This window comes from Streptomyces canus 299MFChir4.1, assembly GCF_000383615.1.
Taxonomy (GTDB): domain Bacteria; phylum Actinomycetota; class Actinomycetes; order Streptomycetales; family Streptomycetaceae; genus Streptomyces; species Streptomyces canus_C.
On sequence record NZ_KB911594.1, the window covers coordinates 25,352 to 45,406 of the forward strand.

Sequence of the window (20,055 nt, forward strand, 5' to 3'; positions counted from 1 at the left end):
CTCGTAGGGCTTCCTCCGGTTCCCCTCGTATCCCAGGACTTCCTTCGTGGCAGGACGTTTCACTCCCCGACCCACCCGTATCACTCCCCGACCCACCCGTACGACTGTGCGCGGCGGGGAGGTCGTCGTGCCCGCCGCGCGGCGGGAAACGGTGCCGGTGGAGGCCCCGCGGGTGCGGAGGTGGACCCCGGGGTGGCCCGTCGATCTCGGGCTGGTGCTCGGGGCGCTTCGACGGGGGCCGGGGGATCCCACCTTCCGGGCCCTTCCGGACGGGTCCGTGTGGCGGGCCTGTCTCACACCGACCGGGCCGGGGACGCTGCGGGTGTGCGTGTACGGCGGTGAGGTGCGCGGCGAGGCGTGGGGGCCGGGGGGTGAGTGGCTGCTCTCTCAGTTGCCGCAGCTGCTCGGGGCCGCGGACGATCCCTCTGCCTTCGTGCCCCGGCACCGGATCGTGGCGCATTCCTGGCATCGGCGGCCGGGGTTGCGGCTGACGCGGACCGGGCTGGTGCTGGAGTCGTTGATTCCTTCCGTGCTGGAGCAGAAGGTCACGACCGATGAGGCGTATCGGGCGTGGCGGTTGCTGGTGCGGAAGTTCGGGGAGCCGGCGCCCGGGCCCGCGGCGGGTGGGCGGCTGTGGGTGATGCCGTCGCCGCGGACGTGGGCGTTGATTCCGTCGTGGGAGTGGCACCGGGCCGGGGTGGACAACAAGCGGGCCTCGACGATTCTGCGCTGTGTGCGGGTGGCCGCGCGGCTGGAGGAGGCGGTGGGGATGTCTCCTGCTGCGGCGCAGGCGCGGTTGGAGGTGGTGCCGGGGGTGGGGCCGTGGACCTCCGCGGAGGTGGTGCAGCGCAGTCATGGGGCGGCGGACGCGGTGACCGTGGGGGATCTGCATCTGCCCGGGATCGTGGGGTTCGCGCTCGCGGGGGACCGGGACGCGGATGACGCGATGATGTTGTCGTTGCTGGAGCCGTATGCGGGGCAGCGGCACCGGGCGGCTCGGTTGATCTTGTTGAGTGGGCGTACGCCTCCCCGGCGGGCGCCGAAGATGACCCGGGGGGACATCGGGCGGTTGTGACCGGTGGTGGGGCGCCGTGGGGATTTCTTCGCCCCCGCCGCCCCTACCCGTCCCGTCCTCCAGGGGCTGCCGCCCCTTCGACCCCGCTCCCAGGGGCTCCGCCCCCGGACCCCCGGTCCTCAAACGCCGGAGGGGCTGGATTCACCGGCTGAATCGCAGCTACTGGTCCGACGAGAAGCGGACCGCTCCCGCCGGGATCCTCGCGTCGCACCAGATCCTCATGCCGTCCCTCAGTTCGTTGTCGGCGCCGACGATCGCGCCGTCGCCTATGACCGTGCCGGTGAGGACCGAGCGTTCGCCCACGCGGGCCCTGGTGCCGATCAGGGAGTCGGTGATGACGGCGCCCGGTTCGATCACCGCGCCCGGGAGGATCGTCGAGCCGGAGACTCGGGCGCCCCCCGCGACGTACGCGCCCTCGCCGACCACCGTGCCGTCCGTCAGCTTGGCGTCGGGGGCGACCCTTGCCGTGGGAAGGATCAGGCGGTCGCCGCAGCGACCGGGGACCGCCGGGGAGGGGGCCCGGCCGAGGACCAGGTCCGCCGAGCCGCGGACGAAGGCGGCGGGGGTGCCGAGGTCCAGCCAGTACGTGGAGTCCACCATGCCCTGGAGGTGGGCCCCGGCCGACAGGAGTTCGGGGAAGGTCTCGCGTTCGACCGAGACCGGGCGGCCCTGCGGGATCGTGTCGATGACCGAGCGGCGGAAGACGTACGCCCCCGCGTTGATCTGGTCGGTGACGATCTCCTCGGGGGTCTGGGGTTTCTCCAGGAAGGCGAGGACCCTGCCCGTCTCGTCGGTGGGGACCAGACCGTAGGCCCGGGGGTCCGTCACCTTCGTGAGGTGGAGGGAGACGTCGGCGCCCGTGGTCTCGTGGGTGCGCACCAGCGCCCTGATGTCCAGGCCGGTCAGGATGTCCCCGTTGAAGATCAGCACCGGGTCGTCGGGGGCGGAGTGCAGACGGGCGGCCACGTTGCGGATCGCGCCGCCCGTGCCGAGGGGCTCCTCCTCGGTGACGTACTCGATGTGGAGGCCGAGGGACGAGCCGTCGCCGAAGTACGGCTCGAAGACGTCCGCGAGGTAGCTCGTCGCGAGGACGATGTGGTCGACGCCCGCCGCTCTGGCTCGGGCCAGCTGATGGGTGAGGAAGGGGACGCCGGCCGCGCGGACCATGGGCTTGGGGGTGTGGACCGTGAGGGGTCGCAGCCTCGTGCCCTTGCCGCCGACCAGGAGGATCGCTTCTGTCACCTGTCGTCTCCGCTTCCTGCCGGGACCGGCCCGAACTGTCTTTCGACCGGCCAGTGTATGCAGACCGTTGTGCGGCACCTTCGGGCGGCCGTGCGGCATTCGCGCCTGCCCCCCGACGGCGGTGAAACGGGTGGTACGAACTCCTCTGCGAACTCCCCCGCGAACTCTCCTCGGTCCCCAGCGACCGTCAACGACCTTGGAGACGGGCGGCTGTCGTGCGGGTGGATCCGAGTTTGCGGTAGAGCTGCCATCCGGGGCACTCCGTGGCGAAGCCGTCCCGGTGACCGGAGATCACGTTCAGTCGTACCTTCTTACCCTTCGGATAGCGGTTGCCACCGCCCGACTTCAGATACGTCTTGCCCTTGGGGTTGGCGCCGTGGAGACCGAGCTTCCACGCGGCGAGCCGTGCGATGGCCGTCGTCACGGCGGCGGGCGGCTTCTTGGAGCCGTAGCTGCCGAGGACGGCGATCCCCATGCTGTTGGAGTTGAACCCGAGGGTGTGGGCGCCGAGGACCGGCTTCGCCACCCCGCCCGCCCGGCCCTCGTAGATGTTTCCGCACTTGTCGACGAGGAAGTTGTAGCCGATGTCCCGCCAGCCCATGCTCTTGACGTGGTAGCGGTAGATACCGCGAATGAGCGAGGCCGCTTGCGTACAGCTGTATCCGTTGCCGGACGCCGTGTGGTGGACGAAGGCCGCCTTGACCTTCTTCGTGTAGACGAACTTCCGCTCGCGCAGTCCCTCGTCGGCGCCCCAGCCGCGCCGGGTGACGATGCGCGGGCGCGGCCCGATGTACGGCTTCACCCGCTGCTGCCCCGTCAACTCCCCGGCACGCAGGGCGAAGAGCTCCTGTTCGGTCTGCTGCCGGTCCAGCGTCGGGATCTCGGTGGCGTCCGGGCCGTCGAGACCGGCGAGCTCGGCGTTGGCGGCGGAGGCGTCCAGCGCGGCGCGGGCCTCGGCGGGTTCTGCGGTGGGCGCCGGACGGGGGGCGGAGTGCGGGGCGGAGTAGGGCGCTGAACGGGGTGCGACGGCGCGCTGGGGTGCGCCCGCCGCGCTCTCCTGCCGGGCGGGCTCCGGCGCACTCTCCCCCGGGTCCACGAGTTCCAGACGCAGCCCCGTCGGAAGCGGGCCGGTCGTGGTCGCCGTACGGGAGCCGCGGGCCGTGTCCTCGGTCCTGCGGTCGGCCTCGGCGCGGACCCGTACCTCCACTCCGTCGGAGTCGCCCACCCACAGCGGTGCCGTGGCGCCGTGGACGCGGCCGGAGGTGCGCTCGGCCGTGCCGGGGTCGGCGGCGTCGTCGTTGTGGGTCTCCAGGTCCTGCCAGAGCGACCAGGTGTCGGTGCCGGCCGCTCGGGTGCGGACCTGGACACTGCCGTGCAGCACGGCGTCCGGGTCGTCCCAGATCACGCCCACGAGGGAGAAGTGCCGTACGTCCCGGCGGGGCAGGCCCTGTTCGGCGGCCGGGGCGAGGGTGCGGTCGCGGGCGGCGAGGGGCGCGAGGGGCAGCGACTGGGTGCCGCCGAGGGCTTCCGCGCCCGTGGCCGGTCTCACGGCTGCCGGGGACACCGGTCTCGCCGCGACGGCGGGCGAGGTGAGGGGCAGGGCGAGGGCGGCCGCGCAGGTGACGCCGATCGAGGAAGCAAGAAGTCCACGCATGTTCCCGATCCTGGACATAGTCATATAAATCTGTCCATCGGGGAACTGACGGACCGTCGGGTGCCGTTGCGCCGAACCGGTGGCCCCGCGCAGCGGTGTCCGACCGCGTGCCCGCGTACGCTTTCGCGGATGAACGCCACCGATCGCACCCCTGCCGACCTGCTGCGTTCCGCGCTCGCCGCGGATCCCGGCCGCCCCCTGGTGACCTTCTACGACGACGCCACGGGCGAACGTGTCGAATTGTCCGTGGCCACCTTCGCCAATTGGGTGGCCAAGACCTCGAACCTGCTCCAGGGCGACCTCGCCGTGGCGCCCGGCGACCGGGTGGCGCTGCTGCTGCCCGCGCACTGGCAGACGGCCGTGTGGTTGCTGGCCTGTGCGTCGGTGGGGGTGGTCGCGGACGTCGGCGGGGATCCGGCCGCGGCCGATGTGGTGGTGAGCGGGCCGGACACGCTGGAGGCGGCTCGGGCGTGTTCCGGGGAGCGCGTCGCGCTGGCGCTGCGGCCGCTGGGCGGGCGGTTCCCGCAGACGCCGGAGGGGTTCGTCGACTACGCCGTGGAGGTGCCGGGGCAGGGGGACCGGTTCGCGCCCTTCGCTCCGGTGGATCCGGACGAGCCCGCGTTGGTCGTCGCCGGGCGGGAGTTCAGCGGGGCGGAGGTCGTCGAGCGGGCCCGGGCGGAGGGGACCGGGGACCGGGTGCTGTCCGCTCTGCCGTACGACACGTGGGACGGGGTGTGCGCCGGGCTGTACGGGCCGCTCGCCACGGGAGGGTCCGTGGTGCTGTGCCGTCATCCGGAGCGGCTGAGCGAGGAGGCGCTCGCCCAGCGGATCGAGAGCGAGCGGGTCACGGCCACCCGTCGATGACCGGACGACCCCGTGCCGGGCGCGGGTCCGCCGCGGCTTGTCGCGTCCCGCGGCGGAGCCGCAGGTCGGCACAGCCCCGCGCCCGCCAGGCGGCGACGCTCACCCGCACGGACACGGACCAGTAACGGGCCACCCTCGCGCCTCCGATGACCGGACGACCCCATGCCGAGCGCGGGTCCGCCGCGGCTTGTCGCGTCCCGCGGCGGAGCCGCATTTAGGCACAGCCCCGCACCCGCCAGGCGGCGACGCTCACCCGCACGGACCAGTAACGGGCCACCCTCGCGTCCGGTTCACGCCATGGTCGTAGGTACAGATGCGTACGCCATGAGGGGTGGGCCGACTCGTGACCGACAGTGCTCGCCCCCTCGGGCCCGGCCTCGGGGCATCGGCCCACGGCGAAGGGCTCATACGGCGGCGCCGGCGGCGCCGGCTGGGCGGTGTCGGGCTCGGTGTCGGCGTGCTCGTCCTCGTCGCCGTCGGCACCGGGTGGGCCGTCTACGCCAAGCTCGACGGGAACATCACCGCGGACGACGCCGCCGCCGCGGAGCTCGCCCGGTACGAGAAGGACCGCCCGACCTCGCTGGTCAAGGGCGCGCAGAACATCCTGCTGATCGGGTCCGACTCGCGGTCGGGCGACGGCAACGGACAGTACGGGCGGGACTCGGGAACCGAGCGGTCGGACACCACGATCCTGTTGCATCTGGCCGCCGGGCGGCGCGCCGCGACGGCCGTGTCGCTGCCCCGGGACCTGATGGTGGACGTGCCGGCCTGCCTCGGGCGGGACGGGACCCGGAGCGAGCCCATGTTCGCGATGTTCAACTACGCCTTCCAGAAGGGCGGTTCGGCCTGCACGATCCGGACCGTCGAGAAACTCACGAACATTCGCGTGGACCACCACATGGTCGTCGACTTCCATGGGTTCAAGGACATGGTGGACGCCGTCGACGGGGTGGCGGTCTGCCTCGCCGAACCGATCGACGACAAGGCCGCCGAGCTGCGGCTTCCCGCGGGGCGGGTGACGCTGAACGGCGAGGAGGCGCTCGGCTATGTGCGCGCCCGCAAGTCCCTCGGCAACGGCAGCGACACCGACCGGATGGACCGCCAGCAGCGCTTTCTCGGGGCACTGGTCCACAAGGTGCAGAGCAATGACGTTCTGCTGAATCCGGTGAAGCTCTATCCCGTGCTGGACGCGGCGACTTCCTCGCTCACCACCGATCCCGGTCTGGCGAGCCTGCGCGGGCTGTACGAACTCGTGCGCGGCCTGCGGCACATCCCCACGGAGCGTGTTCAATTCCTTACCGTGCCGCGGGAGTCGTACGTCTACGACGCCAATCGTGATCAACTCGTGGAACCCGAGGCCCGGCGGCTTTTCGAACGGTTGCGCAAGGACGCGCCGGTGAAGGTGACGAAGAAAGCCCCAAAGGTTTCAGAACATTCTCACGACGAAGAACCCTATGGAGAAACTGAGAACGGCGGCGGGGTCCCCGCCTTCCGCGGTAACACGGCCGCCGAGGACACCTGCGGGTAAAGCATTCCCCAAGGTGTAACCGGTGTCCGAGCAAATGGGCGGATTGCCCGGTTGTAGGGGCGTGGAATTCGTCACCGCCGTAACCTGTCGGCGAATCGGACGGCTAGTGTGAGCGATCCGGTGCATCCGGCCGACGGAGGATTCAGCAACCGTGGACGCACAAGGCCGTGGGCGGGCGGGCGACATCGACCCCGCAGACCAGTGGGTACTCAACCCGCACACCGGTGAATACGAACTGCGACTGACCCCTTCCGCACCGCAGTCGGGTGTTCCCGGTCCCCGTAGATCCACACCCTCCCCGAGCAGGTCGGGCGTGCCCTCCGGTCGTACGGCCGCTCCCGTGGCCCCGGGCCGCGGCGTCCCGCCGCCGCGCAGGCGCCGGGGCGCTCCGCCCGAGGAGCCGCTGCCGGGGCGGCGCGGACGCCGGCCCGTCAAAAAGAAGTCCTCGGCGAAGAAGGCCCTGCTGTGGACCGGCGGCACGATGGCCTTCGTGCTGGTCGCGGCCGCGGGCGGCGGGTACCTCTACATCCGCCACCTCAACAGCAACATCGCCTCCGTCTCCGACGACGGCGCCAGCACCGGTGGCTTCCAGTCCGACAAAGCGATCAACATCCTGCTGATCGGCACGGACAAGCGCACCGGCAAGGGCAACGACAAATACGGCGACAAGGACAGCGTCGGGCACGCGGACACCACGATCCTGCTGCATGTCTCCAAGGACCGTACGAACGCGACCGCGCTCAGCATCCCGCGCGACCTGATCGTGGATGTGCCGGACTGCCCGACCACGCAGGAGGACGGCACCACCAAGGTCATCGCGGGCACGGACAACGTCCGCTTCAACACCAGCCTGGGCCAGGACGAACGCACCCCCAGCTGCACGGTGCGGACCGTGACCGAGCTCACCGGCATCCAGGCCGACAACTTCATGGTGGCCGACTTCAACGCGGTCAAGACGCTGACCACGGCGGTCGGCGGGGTCGAGGTCTGTCTCGGCAAGGACATCGACGACGAGGACTCCAAGCTCAAGCTGTCCAAGGGCAAGCACACCATCTCGGGTGAGGACGCCCTGGCGTTCGTGCGCACCCGGCACTCGGTCGGCTTCGGCGGTGACCTGAGCCGGATCGGGCTCCAGCAGCAGTTCCTGAGCGCGCTGGTGCGCAAGCTGAAGTCGAACGACACGCTCACCAACCCGGCGAAGATGCTGAAGCTGGCCGAGGCGGGCACCAAGGCGCTGACCGTCGACTCGCAGCTCGACAGCATCGGCAAGCTGAAGGACCTCGGCCTGGAGCTGGGCAAGCTGAACGTGAAGAACCTGACGTTCACCACCGTGCCGGTCGTCGACAACCCGGCGGAGAAGGTCAAGGCGACGGTCGTCCTCAACGACGCGACGGCCCCCACGGTCTTCGACATGATCAAGAACGACGTGTCGTTCACGGAGGTCAAGAAGAAGGCCGGCGCGTCCAAGAACGCCGCGGCTGCGGAGGCCGCGGCCCGGCTCAAGGGCACCAAGTCGGCCGCGTCCGAGGTACGGGTACGCATCCTCAACGGCGGTGCGGCGGCGGGCAGCGCGCAGGCCGAGCTGGTGTACCTCCAGAACGAGGAGGGCGTACTGAAGTCGGAGAACGCGGGCAACGCGGACGCGTCGCTGGCGAAGACGACCCTGGAGTACGCCCCCGACCAGGCCGACCAGGCACGCAGGCTGGCGGCCATCATGGGGCTGTCGGGTTCCGCGCTGAAGCCCGGCAAGAGCGTCACCAACTCCCAGGGCCTGCCCACCATGACCCTGACCCTGGGCAAGGACTTCAAGGGCGCCGGGGTGTCCTTCACCACGGCGACGAAGGCCCCGGAAGGGGTGCAGCAGTCCACGGCCGACAAGGTCGAGTGCGCCAAGTGAGAGCCCGCTCTGCGGTGACCTGAGGGGCCTGTCGTGCGTCTAACCAGTCGTACGGCAGGTCTTTCGTTCGTTCGGCGTGAGGGTGGGGAGACAGGGGATGGCGCACAGCGGTGTGCACGAGGAGGGGGCGCGGCCGGTTTCCCGGCCCGCTCCAGGTCCGCGGGAAACCGGCGGGGGCGGGGCCGGGAGCGGGGGCAGAAGGGACGGCGGCGGGCGGCACGGGCAGCGACGCGGCACGCGCAAGCACCGGGTGCTGCGATGGTCGGCGACCACGCTCGCGGTGCTGATACTCGGCACGGCCGGCGCCGGATACCTCTACTACCAGCATCTCAACGGCAACATCCGCAAGGGCGAGCGCAGCAGCGGTGACTCCAAGGCGCACAAGTCCGAGGCCAACGCGGCCGGGCAGACGCCGTTGAACATCCTGCTGATCGGCTCGGACAGCCGTAACTCCGACGAGAACGTGAAGCTCGGCGGCAGCCGGGACAACCGCGGCAACCCGCCGCTGGGCGACGTGCAGATGCTCATCCACCTCTCCGCGGACCGCAAGAGCGCGGCGATGGTGAGCATTCCGCGCGACACCCGGGTCGACATCCCCAAGTGCACGGACCCGGACACAGGGAAGACCTACCCGGCGACCACCGACATCATCAACACCTCCCTGGCCCGCGGTGGCGCCGGCTGCACCCTCGCCACCTGGCAGAACCTCACCGGTGTCTACATCGACCACTGGATGACGATCGACTTCTCGGGCGTGGTGCGGATGGCGGACGCCATCGGCGGTGTCTCCGTGTGCGTCAAGCAGAACGTGTGGGACCGGCCGACGGCCGCGGTGCCCGGCGGTTCCGGGCTGAAGCTGACGGCGGGCACGCACAAGGTCAAGGGCAAGCAGGCCCTTCAGTGGCTGCGCACCCGGCACGCCTGGGGCAGTGACCTGATGCGGGCCAGGGCCCAGCACATGTACCTGAACTCGATGATCCGCACGCTGAAGGGGCAGAACGTCTTCACCGACACCCCGCGGCTGATGGGCCTCGCGGAGGCGGCCACGAAGTCCCTCCAGGTGTCGGAGGAGATCGGCTCGGTCAAGGACCTGTACGACCTGGGCACGCAGCTCAAGTCGGTGCCGACGGACCGCATCACGTCGGTCACGATGCCCAACGTCCAGGACCCGGGGAACAAGGAGCACGTGATACCCGACGGCGCGAACGCGGACAAGCTGTGGGAGATGCTCCGCGACGACGTGGCCCTCGACAAGAACGGCAAGGCGTCCGCGGCCGGGAAGAAGACCGCCCGGCCCACGAAAGCCCCCTCCGCGCCGGACGACGAGATCGGGGTCCTCGTGCGGAACGCGACGGCGACCTCGACGCTGGGCCCGGTGGGCGGACGCGCCGGCACGATCGCCGAGGAGCTCGTGCGGAAAGGTTTCTCTCGGGCGTCCAAGGACGCGACGGCGGGGCTCTCCGAGGACCGGACCGTCGTGCGCTACCCGAGCGCCGATCTGGAGGGCGACGCCCAGCGCATCGCCAAGTCCCTCGGAATCCCCATGAGTTCGGTGAAGAAGTCGACCGACGTCTCCGGGGTGACCGTGGTCGTGGGCGCCGACTGGCGTACCGGGACCGCGTATCCGAAGCAGTCCGAGGCCAAGGCCGGCGATGTGCCCGGCAACGCGGACGCCATCAACGGCTCGGACACCGGGCAGTGCATGGAGGTGTACTCGGTCTACCGCTGGTAGCCGAACGGAACGTGCCCGGCGCCGAACGGAGGGGGCCGGGCGTACGTACCTGCTTACAGAATCGGCACGGGAACAACTCACGTCGCTCAAGGCCCGACCGGGCGGATAGTGTGAGCGATCCAGCGATCGCCGCGTGGCCCTGACGGAGGATTCGGACAACCGTGGACGCACAAGGCCGTGGGCGGGCGGACGACGTCGACCCCGCAGACCAGTGGGTGCTCAATCCGAACACCGGTGAGTACGAACTGCGACTGCCCCCTTCCGCACCGCAGTCGGCCGTCCCCGGCCCGCGTGGCTCCGCGCCCGCGCCGAGCCGGCCGGCAGCACCGCGGGGCCGTACGACCACCCCCGTGGCCCCCGGCCGGGGCGTCCCGCCGCCGCGGCGCCGGGGCGCGCCGCCCGAGGAGCCGCTGCCGGGGCGGCGCGGACGCCGGCCCGTCAAGAAGAAGTCCTCGGCGAAGAGGGCCCTCCTGTGGACCGGCGGCACGATGGCGTTCGTCCTGGTCGCCGGTGCCACGACGGGCTACTTCTACCTCAAGCACCTGGAAGGCAACGTCGGCACGACCGACGTCGGCGACGTGGCCGCGAGCAACTTCAGCAAGGACGAGGCCTTCGACATCCTCATCATCGGCACCGACAAGCGCACCGGTGAGGGCAACGAGGGCTACGGCGACGCGGGCAGCGTGGGCCACGCCGACACCAACATCCTGCTGCACGTCTCCAAGGACCGTACGAACGCGACCGCGCTGAGCATCCCGCGCGACCTGATCGTCGACATCCCGGACTGCCGGACCAAGCAGGAGGACGGCAGCGACACGGTCGTCCCAGGGCAGGAGGACGTCCGCTTCAACCGGAGCCTCGGCGAGCGCGGCCGGGACGCGGGCTGCACGATGCGCACGGTCGAGGCGGCCACCGGCATCAAGCCCGACCACTTCGTGATGGCCGACTTCAACGCGGTGAAGACCCTGACGACGGCGGTGGACGGAGTCGAGGTCTGTGTGGAGAAGGCCGTCGACGACAAGAAGTCGAAGCTCGTCCTGCCCGCGGGCACGTCGAAGGTGGAGGGCGAGCAGGCCCTCGCCTTCGTGCGCACCCGGCACGCCTTCGGCAACGAGGGCGACCTCGACCGGATCAAGGTGCAGCAGCAGTTCCTGGGCTCGCTGATGCGCAAGATGACCTCGGGCGACACCCTCACCAGCCCCACCAAGCTGCTGAAACTGGCGGAGGCCGCGACCAACGCGCTGACCGTCGACAAGGCGATCGGCAAGGTCGGCACGCTCAAGGACATCGCCCTGGAGCTGAAGAAGGTCCCGGCGAAGAACATCAGCTTCCTGACGATCCCGGTGGTCGACAACCCCGCCGAGCCGACCCCGGTGACGGTGATCATCGACGATTCGAGGGCTCCGCAGGTCTTCGAAGCGATCAACAACGACGTCTCGTTCACCGAGGTCAAGGCGCAGCAGAAGAAGGAGAAGGCGGAGGTCGCCGCCCGGCTCAAGGGCACCAAGTCCGCCGCCTCCGACGTACGGGTGCGCATCCTCAACGGCGGTGCGGCGGGCGGCAGCGCCCAGCGGCAGCTCTCCTACCTCCAGACCGAGGCGGGCGTGACCAAGTCCGAGAACGCGGGCAACGCCGACGCGGCGCTCGCGAAGACCACCCTGGAGTACGCCCCCGACCAGGCCGACCAGGCGCGTCGGCTGGCGGACATCATGGGGCTGTCCGGCGCGGCGCTGAAGCCCGGCAAGAGCGTCACCAACTCCCAGGGCCTGCCCACCATGACCCTCACCCTGGGCAAGGACTTCAAGGGCGCGGGTGTGAAGCTCAACTCGGCCACGGCGGCCGCACCGAACGTGGACAAGTCCACGGCGGACAAGGTGCAGTGCGCGAGCTGAGGCCCGCGGGAGACCACGCGGCGGCCCCCAGGTCCCGCACAGGTTCGTAGGGCAACCTCACGGGCCCGTCGTATGTCTAAGACGTGCGGCGGGTCCGTGGCATGGCCAGGGGTCCGGTGGGGTGGGTGGGAGGACGGGAACGTTGACAACGCAATACAGCGTGCAGGAAGCCGAGCCGGCGACGGAGGGGGACAGCGGGCACGGCAGCCGCAGGGCGCCGCGCAAGCACCGCTTGCTCAGATGGTCCTCGGCGACGCTCGCGGTGCTGATACTCGCGGTGGCCGGGACCGGCTACCTCTACTACCGGCACCTGAACGCCAACATCGAGCAGGACGACCTGAACCTGGGCGACAACAAGGTCGCCGAGCCGACGCCGAACGCCGCGGGCCAGACCCCGCTGAACATCCTGCTGATCGGCTCCGACGCCCGGGACAGCAAGGAGAACCAGGAACTCGGCGGCGCCAAGGAGACCTTCGGCTCCACTCCGCTCGCCGACGTGCAGATGCTGCTGCACCTGTCCGCCGACCGCAGCAACCTCTCGGTCGTCAGCATGCCGCGCGACACCCTCGTGAAGATCCCCAAGTGCACCGACCCGGACGACGGCAAGGTGTACGCGGCGAGCAACGGGCGGGTGATGACCAACCAGAGCCTCGGCCACGGCGGCCCGGGCTGCACGGTGGCCACCTGGCAGGAGCTCACCGGCATCCACATCGACCACTTCATGATGGTCGACTTCTCCGGCGTGGTGTCCATGGCAGACGCCATCGGCGGAGTGCCGGTCTGCGTGGACGCCAACATCCACTCGCGGGACAGCCAGGGGCACGGCTCCGGCCTGAAGCTGGAGAAGGGCACCACGTCCGTCAAGGGCGAGCAGGCCCTGCAGTGGCTACGCACCCGCTACGGCTTCGAGGACGGCAGCGACCTCGCCCGCGCCAAGGCCCAGCACATGTACCTCAACTCGATGGTCCGAGAGCTGCGCGCCAACGCCACCCTCAGCAGCCCGAACAAGCTGCGCAAACTCGCCGAGCAGGCCACGCGGGCCGTCACCGTCGACACCGGGCTCGGCACCGTGAAGAAGCTCTACGACCTCAGCAACGAACTGCGCAGGGTCGAGCCGGAGCGCATCACCATGACGACCATGCCGAACCGCTACGTCGGCGCCCGGGTGGAGCCCACCGAGGACGCCGAGCAGCTCTTCCGGCTGGTGCGCGAGGACATCGCGCTGGACGGCAAGGACGCGAAGAAGGCGACCGTGGAAAAGGCGGACGACACCTCCGCCGACCCGGCCGCCGCCAAGGACGAGATCGGGGTCCTGGTCCAGAACGGCACCCGCACCGACACCCTCGCCCCGGCCCGCGGACGCGCGAGCACGTTGGCCGGGCTGCTGGTGGAGAAGGGCTTCGCCCAGGCGGTCTCCGACCGTTCCGCGTCGCTGAGCGAGGCGACGACACTCGTGCGCTACCCGAGCGCGGAACTGGAGGGCGACGCCCGGGCGGTCGCCAAGTCCCTGGGCATCCCGACGAGTTCGGTGAAGAAGTCGACCGACGTCTCCGGGGTCACGCTCGTCGTGGGCGCCGACTGGCGCGAGGGTACGACGTACAAGGCGCCCAAGGAGGACGACACGACCCCGAAGACCGCGGAGGCCCTCAACGGCGCCGACGACACGGCCTGCATGCACGTCAACCCGGGCTTTACCTGGTGACGGGGGGGCGCCTCGGGGGCGCCCCCTTTCACGCCTCGGTCAGAACCGCGGGCCGCCGCGAGGCGATGACCCGCCTGGCGAGCGAGCGCGGGCTGGTCAGAAAGCCGTAGCCCCAGGACATGTGCATGGTGGCGAGGGCGACGGGGATCTGGAGCCGTGCCTTCAGCGGCAGCCCCTTGCCCGCGGGCAGCGAGCCGAGGACGATCGCCGCGAGGTAGCCGCCGGGGATCAGGAAGCCGAGCGGGGTCAGCGCGGCGCCGACCACGATCCCGGCCGCGATCGCGCAGACCGCGGCCGGCGGGGCGAGGTAGCGCAGGTTGATGGAGCCCTCGTGGTAGCGGGCGACGACGTGCCGCCAGCGGCCGTAGTCCTTGTACTGCTTGGCGAGGGCCTTCACGCTCGGCCTCGGGCGGTACGACACCCTCAGCTCGGGCGAGAACCAGATGAGCCCGCCCGCCTCACGGATCCGGAAGTTGAGCTCCCAGTCCTGGGCGCGGATGAACTCCTCGTTGTAGCCGCCCTGTTGCTCCAGGGCCTCGCGCCGGAACACCCCGAGGTACACGGTCTCGGCGGCCTGCGCCTGGCCGCCCGTGTGGAAGGCCGCGTTGCCGACACCGATCTTCGAGGTCATCGCGGCGGCGACCGCGTGCTCCCAGTCGTTCTCGCCCTCGGCGTGCATGATGCCGCCGACGTTCTGCGCGCCGGTCTCCTCCAGGAGCCGTACGGCGGTCGCGATGTAGTTCGGCGAGAGCATGCCGTGGCCGTCGACGCGGACGACGATCGGGTGCCGGGAGGCCTTGATCGCGGCGTTGAGGGCGGCGGGGGTGCGGCCGACGGGATTGGGGACGGTGTGCACGCGCGCGTCTTCGGCGACGAGCTCGGCGGCGATCTCGTCCGTGCGGTCCGTGGAGGGACCGAGGGCGAGCACGACCTCCATCTCGCCGGCGTACTCCTGCGCGAGGATCGCTTGGACGGCTCCGCGCAGATGCCGTTCCTCGTTCAGGACGGGCATGATCACAGACACAGCGGGGGGCCGCACGTCGGGCTTGGCGTTCATAGGGGGCTCACGTTACCGCGAACGGGGGACACCATCGCGCCCCGCCCGGGGCGGTGCCGGTCGTCGCAGATCGTATGGGCCTACGGTGCTCAAGATCCCTCGTTCGGCTGTTCCTCGCGGAGGTGTCCCCCCATGCCCGCCACGTCTCCCCGGCCCTCCGCCGCCCGGCCCCGCCCCCCGCAGCGCCGGCCGGCCCGGCCCCCCGTGCGGCGCAAGCGGCCCCGCTGGGCCATGCGGGCGGCGACCACGCTGTCCGTCGTCGTGCTCGCCTCCGCCGGGATCGGGCACGCGGTGATGACCAGCCTCGACGCGGACATCACGCGCGTGGACCCCTTCAAGGACATGAAGAACCGGCCGCGCGCCGGACACGGCATGAACGTGCTGCTGGTCGGCACCGACGGCCGCGACAAGATCACCGAGGCGGAGCGGCGGAAGTACCGGCTGGGCGGGGCGCCCTGCCACTGCACCGACACGATCATGATCGTGCACATCTCGGAGGACCGGGAGCGGGCGAGCGTGGTGAGCCTGCCGCGTGACTCGTACGCGATGACTCCGGAGCACGTCGACGGGACCACCGGGGAGCGGCACCACGGACACCCCATCAAGATCAACGCGGCGTACGCGGAGGGCGGGCCCCCGCTGACCGTACGGACCGTCGAAGGCATGACCCACGTGAAGATCGACCACTATCTGGAGGTCGACTTCACCAGCTTCATGAGGACCGTGGACGTCCTCGGCGGGGTCGAGATCTGCAACGCCGAACCGCTGAAGGACACGTACACCGGCCTCGACCTGGCGGCCGGCCGGCACCGGCTGCTGGGCGGACAGGCACTGCAGTACGTCCGCTCCCGGCACGCCGACGGCTCCTCCGACCTCGGCCGGATGAAGCGGCAGCAGCGCTTCCTCGCGGCGCTGATCGAGCGGGCCACCTCCTCCGGCGTGCTGTTGAACCCGATGAAGTTCCGCGATGTGGCCCGGGCCGTCCTCGGCTCCGTACGCGCCGACAAGGGCTTCGGCACGGACGAACTGCTCGACCTGGGCCGGGCGATGCGCAACTTCTCCCCCTCCTCGTCGGAGTTCACGACCGTGCCGATCGGGCAGATGGGATACGCCGTCAAGGGCGTGGGCTCGACCCTGAAATGGGACCCGGTGAAGTCGGCGCGGCTCTTCCAGTCCCTGCGCGAGGACCAGCCGCTGGCCGCGCACAAGCCGAAGGACAAGGCGCTGCTGGTCCCAGTGTCCCCGCAGCAGATCCGCGTCCAGGTGGAGAACGGCACGGCGACCGGCGGACTCGGCAAGCGGGTGGACGCGGCGCTGGCGTCGACGGGCTTCCGTACGACGGGGATCCCGGCGAACTCGGCCGACCGCACCCTGAAGCGCACGGTCATCACCTACGACCCCCGCTGGGACCGCTCGGCCCGCTCCCTGGCCGCGGCCCTGCCCGGGAGCGAGCTGCGGGCGGTGAACGGGCAGGGCGCCGTGCTGAAGGTGCTGGCGGGCGCGGACTTCGAGCGGGTACGGAAGGTACGCGCCGAGGACGAGCTCCAGGGGGAGTTCGGAGTGGTGACGGGGGACGAGGTGGGGTGCGTGTAGGAGAAAGCCGGGCCGGACAGGGCCAGGTGCACGCAGGGGAAACAGGGTGACGCCGGTCACCCGGCCGGCACAGGATGGCGGCCGTGACCGCCGCCCTCCGCATCGCCGACTACGACCCCGACTGGCCCCGGCAGGCCGCCGCCGCGATCGACGCCCTCCGCTCGGGGGCGCCCGGACTGTTCCCGGAGATCGAGCACATCGGGTCCACCTCCGTGCCGGGACTCGCGGCGAAGCCCGTCATCGACCTGATGGCCGCCGTCCGTGACCGCTCTCACACACCGGCCCACGACGCCCCGCTGGCCGGTCTCGGCTTCCGCCCGCACGTCAACGGGATGACCGACCGGCTGCTGTACGTCCGCGCCCCCGACGGTGTCCGCACCCACATCCTGCACGTCGTGACACGGGACAGTCGGCCAGGCCGGAATCAGCGGCTCCTGCGGGACCACCTGCGCACCCACCCGCAGGACGCGGCGCGGTACGGCGAGCTCAAGCGGGCGATCGTGGCCTCCGGTACGGCACCGGGGGCGTACGCACGGGCGAAGACGGCCCTCGTGCAGGAGCTCACCGACCGGGCCCGCGCGGAGCGGGGGCTGCCGCCGGAGCCGGTGTGGGAGAAGGAGTGAGTGGGTGCAGGAGGAGGAGTGAGCGGGCTCAGTCCTCGAAGCCCTCGGCGGCCCGCTTCTCGCGCAGCTCCATGATCGCCCGGCGCCGCGCGAGGCGGTGCGTGCGGCGGATCTGGGCCTCCTGGTAGCGGCGCTCGTCCCGTTCCGTCTCCGGGTGCACCGGAGGGACCCGGCGGGGCTTGCCGTCGGCGTCGACCGCGGCGAAGACGAGGTAGGCGGAACCGACCTGGGTGGCGGGCGTGGACTCGTTCCAGCGCTCGGCGAGGACCCGCACACCGACCTCCATCGAGGTCCGGCCGGTCCAGTTGACCTGCGCCTTCACATGGACGAGGTCACCCACCCGGACCGGCTCCAGGAACGCCATCTCGTCCATGGAGGCGGTCACCGCGGGCCCGCCGCTGTGCCGTCCGGCCACCGCGCCCGCCGCGTCGTCGACCAGCTTCATGATCACGCCACCGTGCACCGTCCCGAGAAGGTTGGTGTCGGCCTGGGTCATGATGTGGCTCAGCGTGGTGCGGGACGCCGAGGTGGGCTTGCCCGGGATCTCCGCGGTCCCCGGATCGGCGGCGGTGGTGGCCTGGTCTGTCATGGCCCCCACCCTATGCCGATGACAATCCGGGAATTTGTGTCAGCTTCGCAACAGCGCTGCCCTGATTTTCCGACGACCCTTGTAAAGGGCACAGCCGGTACCTGCACACTGGGCCCCATGAACGATTGGCCCGAGGGATGGTCCGGCGACGACCGCGACCGGTACGGACGCGGCAGCGCGAGCGCACGACCCGAGAGCGCCCGCGTCATGCGGCAGGTCCGCCGTGGACAGGGGGCGCCCGGGCAGGGGGCCTACGGCCGCCAGGGTCCGTCCGCGCCGCCGTACGGCAACGGTGTGCCGCAGCAGCCGTCGTACGTGGACGGCCAGGGCTACGGCGGTGACTACGACAGCGGCTACAACACCGGCCAGGTCTACGGCAGCCCCGGCGGCGGTGGCTACGACGGCCCCGGCGACCCGGGCGGCGGCCGCGGTCCGCGCCCCGCGCCGAACTGGCGCAAGCGGATCAAGTGGACCGCGATCGTCGTGATCACCGGGCTGGTCGTGACGACCGTCTCCACCTACTTCTGGGCCGACTCCAAGCTCAACCGCGAGGTCGACCTGTCCAAGGTCATCGACCGGCCGGACCAGGGCGACGGCACCAACTACCTGATCGTCGGCTCCGACAGCCGCGCCGGCCTCTCCTCGGAGCAGAAGAAGCAGCTGCACACCGGCTCCGCCGAGGGCAAGCGCACCGACTCGATGATGATCCTGCACACCGGCGGCAACGGCGACACGCTGATCTCGCTGCCGCGCGACTCGGACGTGGAGATCCCGACCTTCGTGGGCTCCGAGTCCGGCAAGACCTACAAGGGCACGGGCCGGCACGTGAAGCTGAACGCCGCGTACGCCGAGGACGGGCCCGAGCTGCTGGTCCGGACCGTCGAGTTCAACACCGGGCTGCGCATCGACCACTACGTCGAGATCGGCTTCGCCGGCTTCGCGAGCATCGTGGACGCGGTCGGCGGGGTCGAGATCGACATCGACAAGGGGTTCAAGGACAAGTACTCCGGCGCCGACTTCGCCGCGGGCAAGCAGAAGCTGAACGGCGACCAGGCGCTCGCCTTCGTCCGCACCCGGCACGCGTTCGCCGCGTCCGACCTGCAGCGCACCAAGAACCAGCAGAAGTTCCTCGCGGCGCTCGCCCATCAGGTGGCCACCCCGGGCACGGTCCTGAACCCCTTCAAGCTCTACCCGACGCTCGGCGCGGGCCTGGACTCGCTCATCGTCGACAAGGACATGGGCCTGTACGACCTGGGGTCCATGTTCTTCGCGATGAAGGGCGTCAACGGCGGCGACGGCACCTCCCTGAACATGCCGATCTCCGGGTCCACCGGAGGCAACCTCGTCTGGGACAAGACGAAGGTGAAGCAACTGGTGCAGGAGCTGAACAACGACGAGAAGGTCACCGTCTCGGGCAACTGAGCACGGCGGAGGCCGGTTCGGCACCGCGGAGGACGACAGGAAGGGCCGGTCCGGCGGGACCGGCCCTTCGTCGTGCCCGGCCGGCCTACGGCCGCCGCCCCGAGCCGAGCAGCGCGAGGTGCGGCAGCGCCAACCGGCCGTCCCCCGCGACGAATTCGGCGCTCAGCCGCTCGTACTCCCGCCGGATCCGTACGACGGTCTCCGGGTCCTGCGAGGTGACGACCAGCCCGACGGTGGCGACACCGCCCGCGGCACCGCTCCACCACTCCTCGACACCGGCCCGGTGGTCCCAGGCGAGTTCGGACGCCTCCGCCGCGATGAACCAGGCCCCGCCGAGCAGTTCGGCGAGACCGTCCGCCGTACGCGCCCAGTCCACGTCGTGAGGGCGATCCGGCCGCCGGGACGCAGCAGGCGGTGGAGTTCGGCGAGGGCAGATCGGGGCCGGCCGAACTGGTTCAGGACGAAGTTGCCGAGTACGGCGTCGAACTCGACGTCAGAGTAAGGGAGTTCGGGAAGCACACCGGTGCGCGCGTCGAGCCCGCGGGCCCGGCCGCCGCGGCCGCCGTACCGGTGCCGGTTCCGACATCGAGGACGCGCGTCCCCGCCCCGACTCCGGCCGCGTCCAGCAGGGCCTCCACGGGGTGGGCACAACCGCGCGAAACTGCCGGCGTGGGCCTCGGTGCGGCCCTTCCACATCGCGCGCTCGGCGGCGTCGAAGGCCTCCGTCCCGTTCGCGCGTGTCATGGGCCCCAGCCTGCCCCACCCGTGGCCGAAGGCGCCTCGGCGGGTGCCTCCGGCCACGCTCGGGCGGGGAGCGTCACATCGCCATGCCCGCCATCGCCCGGCAGGTCTCCGCACAGCGGCGACACGCCTGCGCGCAGCGCATCATCTGGGGATCGTCCGGCATGGACATACACGCCTCGGCGCACATCTCGCACGCCCTGGCACACATCGCGCACATCTCCGCCGACAGCGGCGAGCGGCGCATCATCATGTCCGCGCACATGCGGGTCATGTCGGCGCAGTCGATGAGCGCACGCATGATCTGCATCTGGGCCTGGCCGCCCATCTGCATACAGGAGCTCATGGTCTCCTCGCACACGCTGTGGCACTCCATGCACGCCGCCACGCAGTCCTGCATCTCCTTGCTCATCGCGGACATGCTCTCGGCCTGGGTCATTGCTC

16 protein-coding genes and 1 pseudogene are annotated in these 20,055 nt (G+C 70.8%); 10 read left to right on the plus strand and 7 right to left on the minus strand.

Going from position 1 to position 20,055, the window contains the following annotated elements; genetic code table 11:
• The first annotated feature begins 46 nt into the window (after positions 1–46).
• The gene (locus H293_RS0125925) at positions 47–1,075 is read left to right on the plus strand and encodes a DNA-3-methyladenine glycosylase family protein (protein WP_397895352.1); all 1,029 of its coding nucleotides are present in this window, start codon (positions 47–49) and stop codon (positions 1,073–1,075) included.
• A gap of 159 nt (positions 1,076–1,234) precedes the next feature.
• Here H293_RS0125925 and manB read toward each other — a convergent pair whose 3' ends face one another.
• Complete coding sequence (manB, locus tag H293_RS0125930; protein ID WP_020120756.1) at positions 1,235–2,317, minus strand: mannose-1-phosphate guanylyltransferase; 1,083 nt, start codon at positions 2,315–2,317, stop codon at positions 1,235–1,237.
• Positions 2,318–2,504: 187 nt separating this feature from the next.
• Positions 2,505–3,971, minus strand: coding sequence for an N-acetylmuramoyl-L-alanine amidase (locus H293_RS0125935; protein WP_020120757.1), 1,467 nt, complete (start codon positions 3,969–3,971; stop codon positions 2,505–2,507).
• A 129-nt stretch (positions 3,972–4,100) separates the two neighbouring features.
• Here H293_RS0125935 and H293_RS0125940 point away from each other — a divergent pair, with 129 nt between their 5' ends.
• The 6 genes from H293_RS0125940 (at position 4,101) to H293_RS0125965 (ending at position 13,586) form a co-directional block, all read left to right on the plus strand.
• Positions 4,101–4,835 (plus strand): TIGR03089 family protein, encoded by a 735-nt coding sequence (locus tag H293_RS0125940; protein ID WP_020120758.1) that lies wholly within the window; start codon positions 4,101–4,103, stop codon positions 4,833–4,835.
• Between the two features lie 343 nt (positions 4,836–5,178).
• Positions 5,179–6,363: an LCP family protein gene (locus tag H293_RS0125945; RefSeq protein ID WP_028808203.1), complete on the plus strand. Its 1,185-nt coding sequence runs from the start codon at positions 5,179–5,181 to the stop codon at positions 6,361–6,363.
• A 151-nt stretch (positions 6,364–6,514) separates the two neighbouring features.
• Entirely contained in the window at positions 6,515–8,260 is a 1,746-nt protein-coding gene (locus H293_RS0125950; protein WP_078612666.1) for an LCP family protein, read from the plus strand.
• 97 nt (positions 8,261–8,357) lie between these two features.
• The gene (locus H293_RS0125955; RefSeq protein ID WP_028808204.1) at positions 8,358–9,992 is read left to right on the plus strand and encodes an LCP family protein; all 1,635 of its coding nucleotides are present in this window, start codon (positions 8,358–8,360) and stop codon (positions 9,990–9,992) included.
• Positions 9,993–10,153: 161 nt separating this feature from the next.
• A complete protein-coding gene (locus H293_RS0125960; protein WP_020120762.1) occupies positions 10,154–11,884 on the plus strand; it encodes an LCP family protein in 1,731 nt (576 codons plus the stop codon).
• Between the two features lie 160 nt (positions 11,885–12,044).
• Positions 12,045–13,586: an LCP family protein gene (locus tag H293_RS0125965; protein ID WP_020120763.1), complete on the plus strand. Its 1,542-nt coding sequence runs from the start codon at positions 12,045–12,047 to the stop codon at positions 13,584–13,586.
• 28 nt (positions 13,587–13,614) lie between these two features.
• On the opposite strand, the gene H293_RS0125970 is transcribed toward H293_RS0125965, so the two are convergent.
• A complete protein-coding gene (locus tag H293_RS0125970) occupies positions 13,615–14,643 on the minus strand; it encodes a glycosyltransferase family 2 protein (RefSeq protein WP_020120764.1) in 1,029 nt (342 codons plus the stop codon).
• A 132-nt stretch (positions 14,644–14,775) separates the two neighbouring features.
• Here H293_RS0125970 and H293_RS0125975 point away from each other — a divergent pair, with 132 nt between their 5' ends.
• Entirely contained in the window at positions 14,776–16,236 is a 1,461-nt protein-coding gene (locus H293_RS0125975) for an LCP family protein (protein ID WP_020120765.1), read from the plus strand.
• 74 nt (positions 16,237–16,310) lie between these two features.
• Positions 16,311–16,859 carry a GrpB family protein gene (locus tag H293_RS0125980; protein ID WP_020120766.1) on the plus strand — a complete coding sequence of 183 codons (549 nt, stop codon included), beginning with the start codon at positions 16,311–16,313 and terminating at the stop codon, positions 16,857–16,859.
• Positions 16,860–16,887: 28 nt separating this feature from the next.
• Here H293_RS0125980 and H293_RS0125985 read toward each other — a convergent pair whose 3' ends face one another.
• On the minus strand, positions 16,888–17,448 hold the full coding sequence (locus H293_RS0125985) for an acyl-CoA thioesterase (protein WP_020120767.1): 561 nt from the start codon (positions 17,446–17,448) through the stop codon (positions 16,888–16,890).
• 117 nt (positions 17,449–17,565) lie between these two features.
• On the opposite strand from H293_RS0125985, the gene H293_RS0125990 reads away from it, so the two are divergent.
• Entirely contained in the window at positions 17,566–18,870 is a 1,305-nt protein-coding gene (locus tag H293_RS0125990) for an LCP family protein (RefSeq protein ID WP_020120768.1), read from the plus strand.
• 85 nt (positions 18,871–18,955) lie between these two features.
• Here H293_RS0125990 and H293_RS61440 read toward each other — a convergent pair whose 3' ends face one another.
• From H293_RS61440 to H293_RS0126000, 3 genes and pseudogenes are all read right to left on the minus strand, one after another.
• Positions 18,956–19,246 carry a hypothetical protein gene (locus tag H293_RS61440; protein ID WP_020120769.1) on the minus strand — a complete coding sequence of 97 codons (291 nt, stop codon included), beginning with the start codon at positions 19,244–19,246 and terminating at the stop codon, positions 18,956–18,958.
• A 68-nt stretch (positions 19,247–19,314) separates the two neighbouring features.
• Positions 19,315–19,614 (minus strand): annotated as a pseudogene (locus tag H293_RS61445) (SAM-dependent methyltransferase); the annotation flags it as partial.
• A gap of 73 nt (positions 19,615–19,687) precedes the next feature.
• Positions 19,688–20,050, minus strand: a complete 363-nt coding sequence (locus H293_RS0126000; protein WP_007382496.1) for a four-helix bundle copper-binding protein — start codon at positions 20,048–20,050, stop codon at positions 19,688–19,690.
• Between the last annotated feature and the right edge of the window lie 5 nt (positions 20,051–20,055).

Excerpts from the sequence above, each read along its gene's own strand:
- H293_RS0125975 (WP_020120765.1), top strand. The coding sequence starts at position 14,776 with ATGCCCGCCACGTCTCCCCGGCCCTCCGCCGCCCGGCCCCGCCCCCCG.
- H293_RS0125980 (WP_020120766.1), top strand. The coding sequence starts at position 16,311 with ATGGCGGCCGTGACCGCCGCCCTCCGCATCGCCGACTACGACCCCGAC.
- H293_RS0125970 (WP_020120764.1), bottom strand. The coding sequence starts at position 14,643 with ATGAACGCCAAGCCCGACGTGCGGCCCCCCGCTGTGTCTGTGATCATG.
- H293_RS0126000 (WP_007382496.1), bottom strand. The coding sequence starts at position 20,050 with ATGACCCAGGCCGAGAGCATGTCCGCGATGAGCAAGGAGATGCAGGAC.
- H293_RS0125940 (WP_020120758.1), top strand. The coding sequence starts at position 4,101 with ATGAACGCCACCGATCGCACCCCTGCCGACCTGCTGCGTTCCGCGCTC.
- H293_RS0125935 (WP_020120757.1), bottom strand. The coding sequence starts at position 3,971 with ATGCGTGGACTTCTTGCTTCCTCGATCGGCGTCACCTGCGCGGCCGCC.
- H293_RS0125955 (WP_028808204.1), top strand. The coding sequence starts at position 8,358 with ATGGCGCACAGCGGTGTGCACGAGGAGGGGGCGCGGCCGGTTTCCCGG.
- H293_RS0125990 (WP_020120768.1), top strand. The coding sequence starts at position 17,566 with ATGAACGATTGGCCCGAGGGATGGTCCGGCGACGACCGCGACCGGTAC.
- H293_RS0125985 (WP_020120767.1), bottom strand. The coding sequence starts at position 17,448 with ATGACAGACCAGGCCACCACCGCCGCCGATCCGGGGACCGCGGAGATC.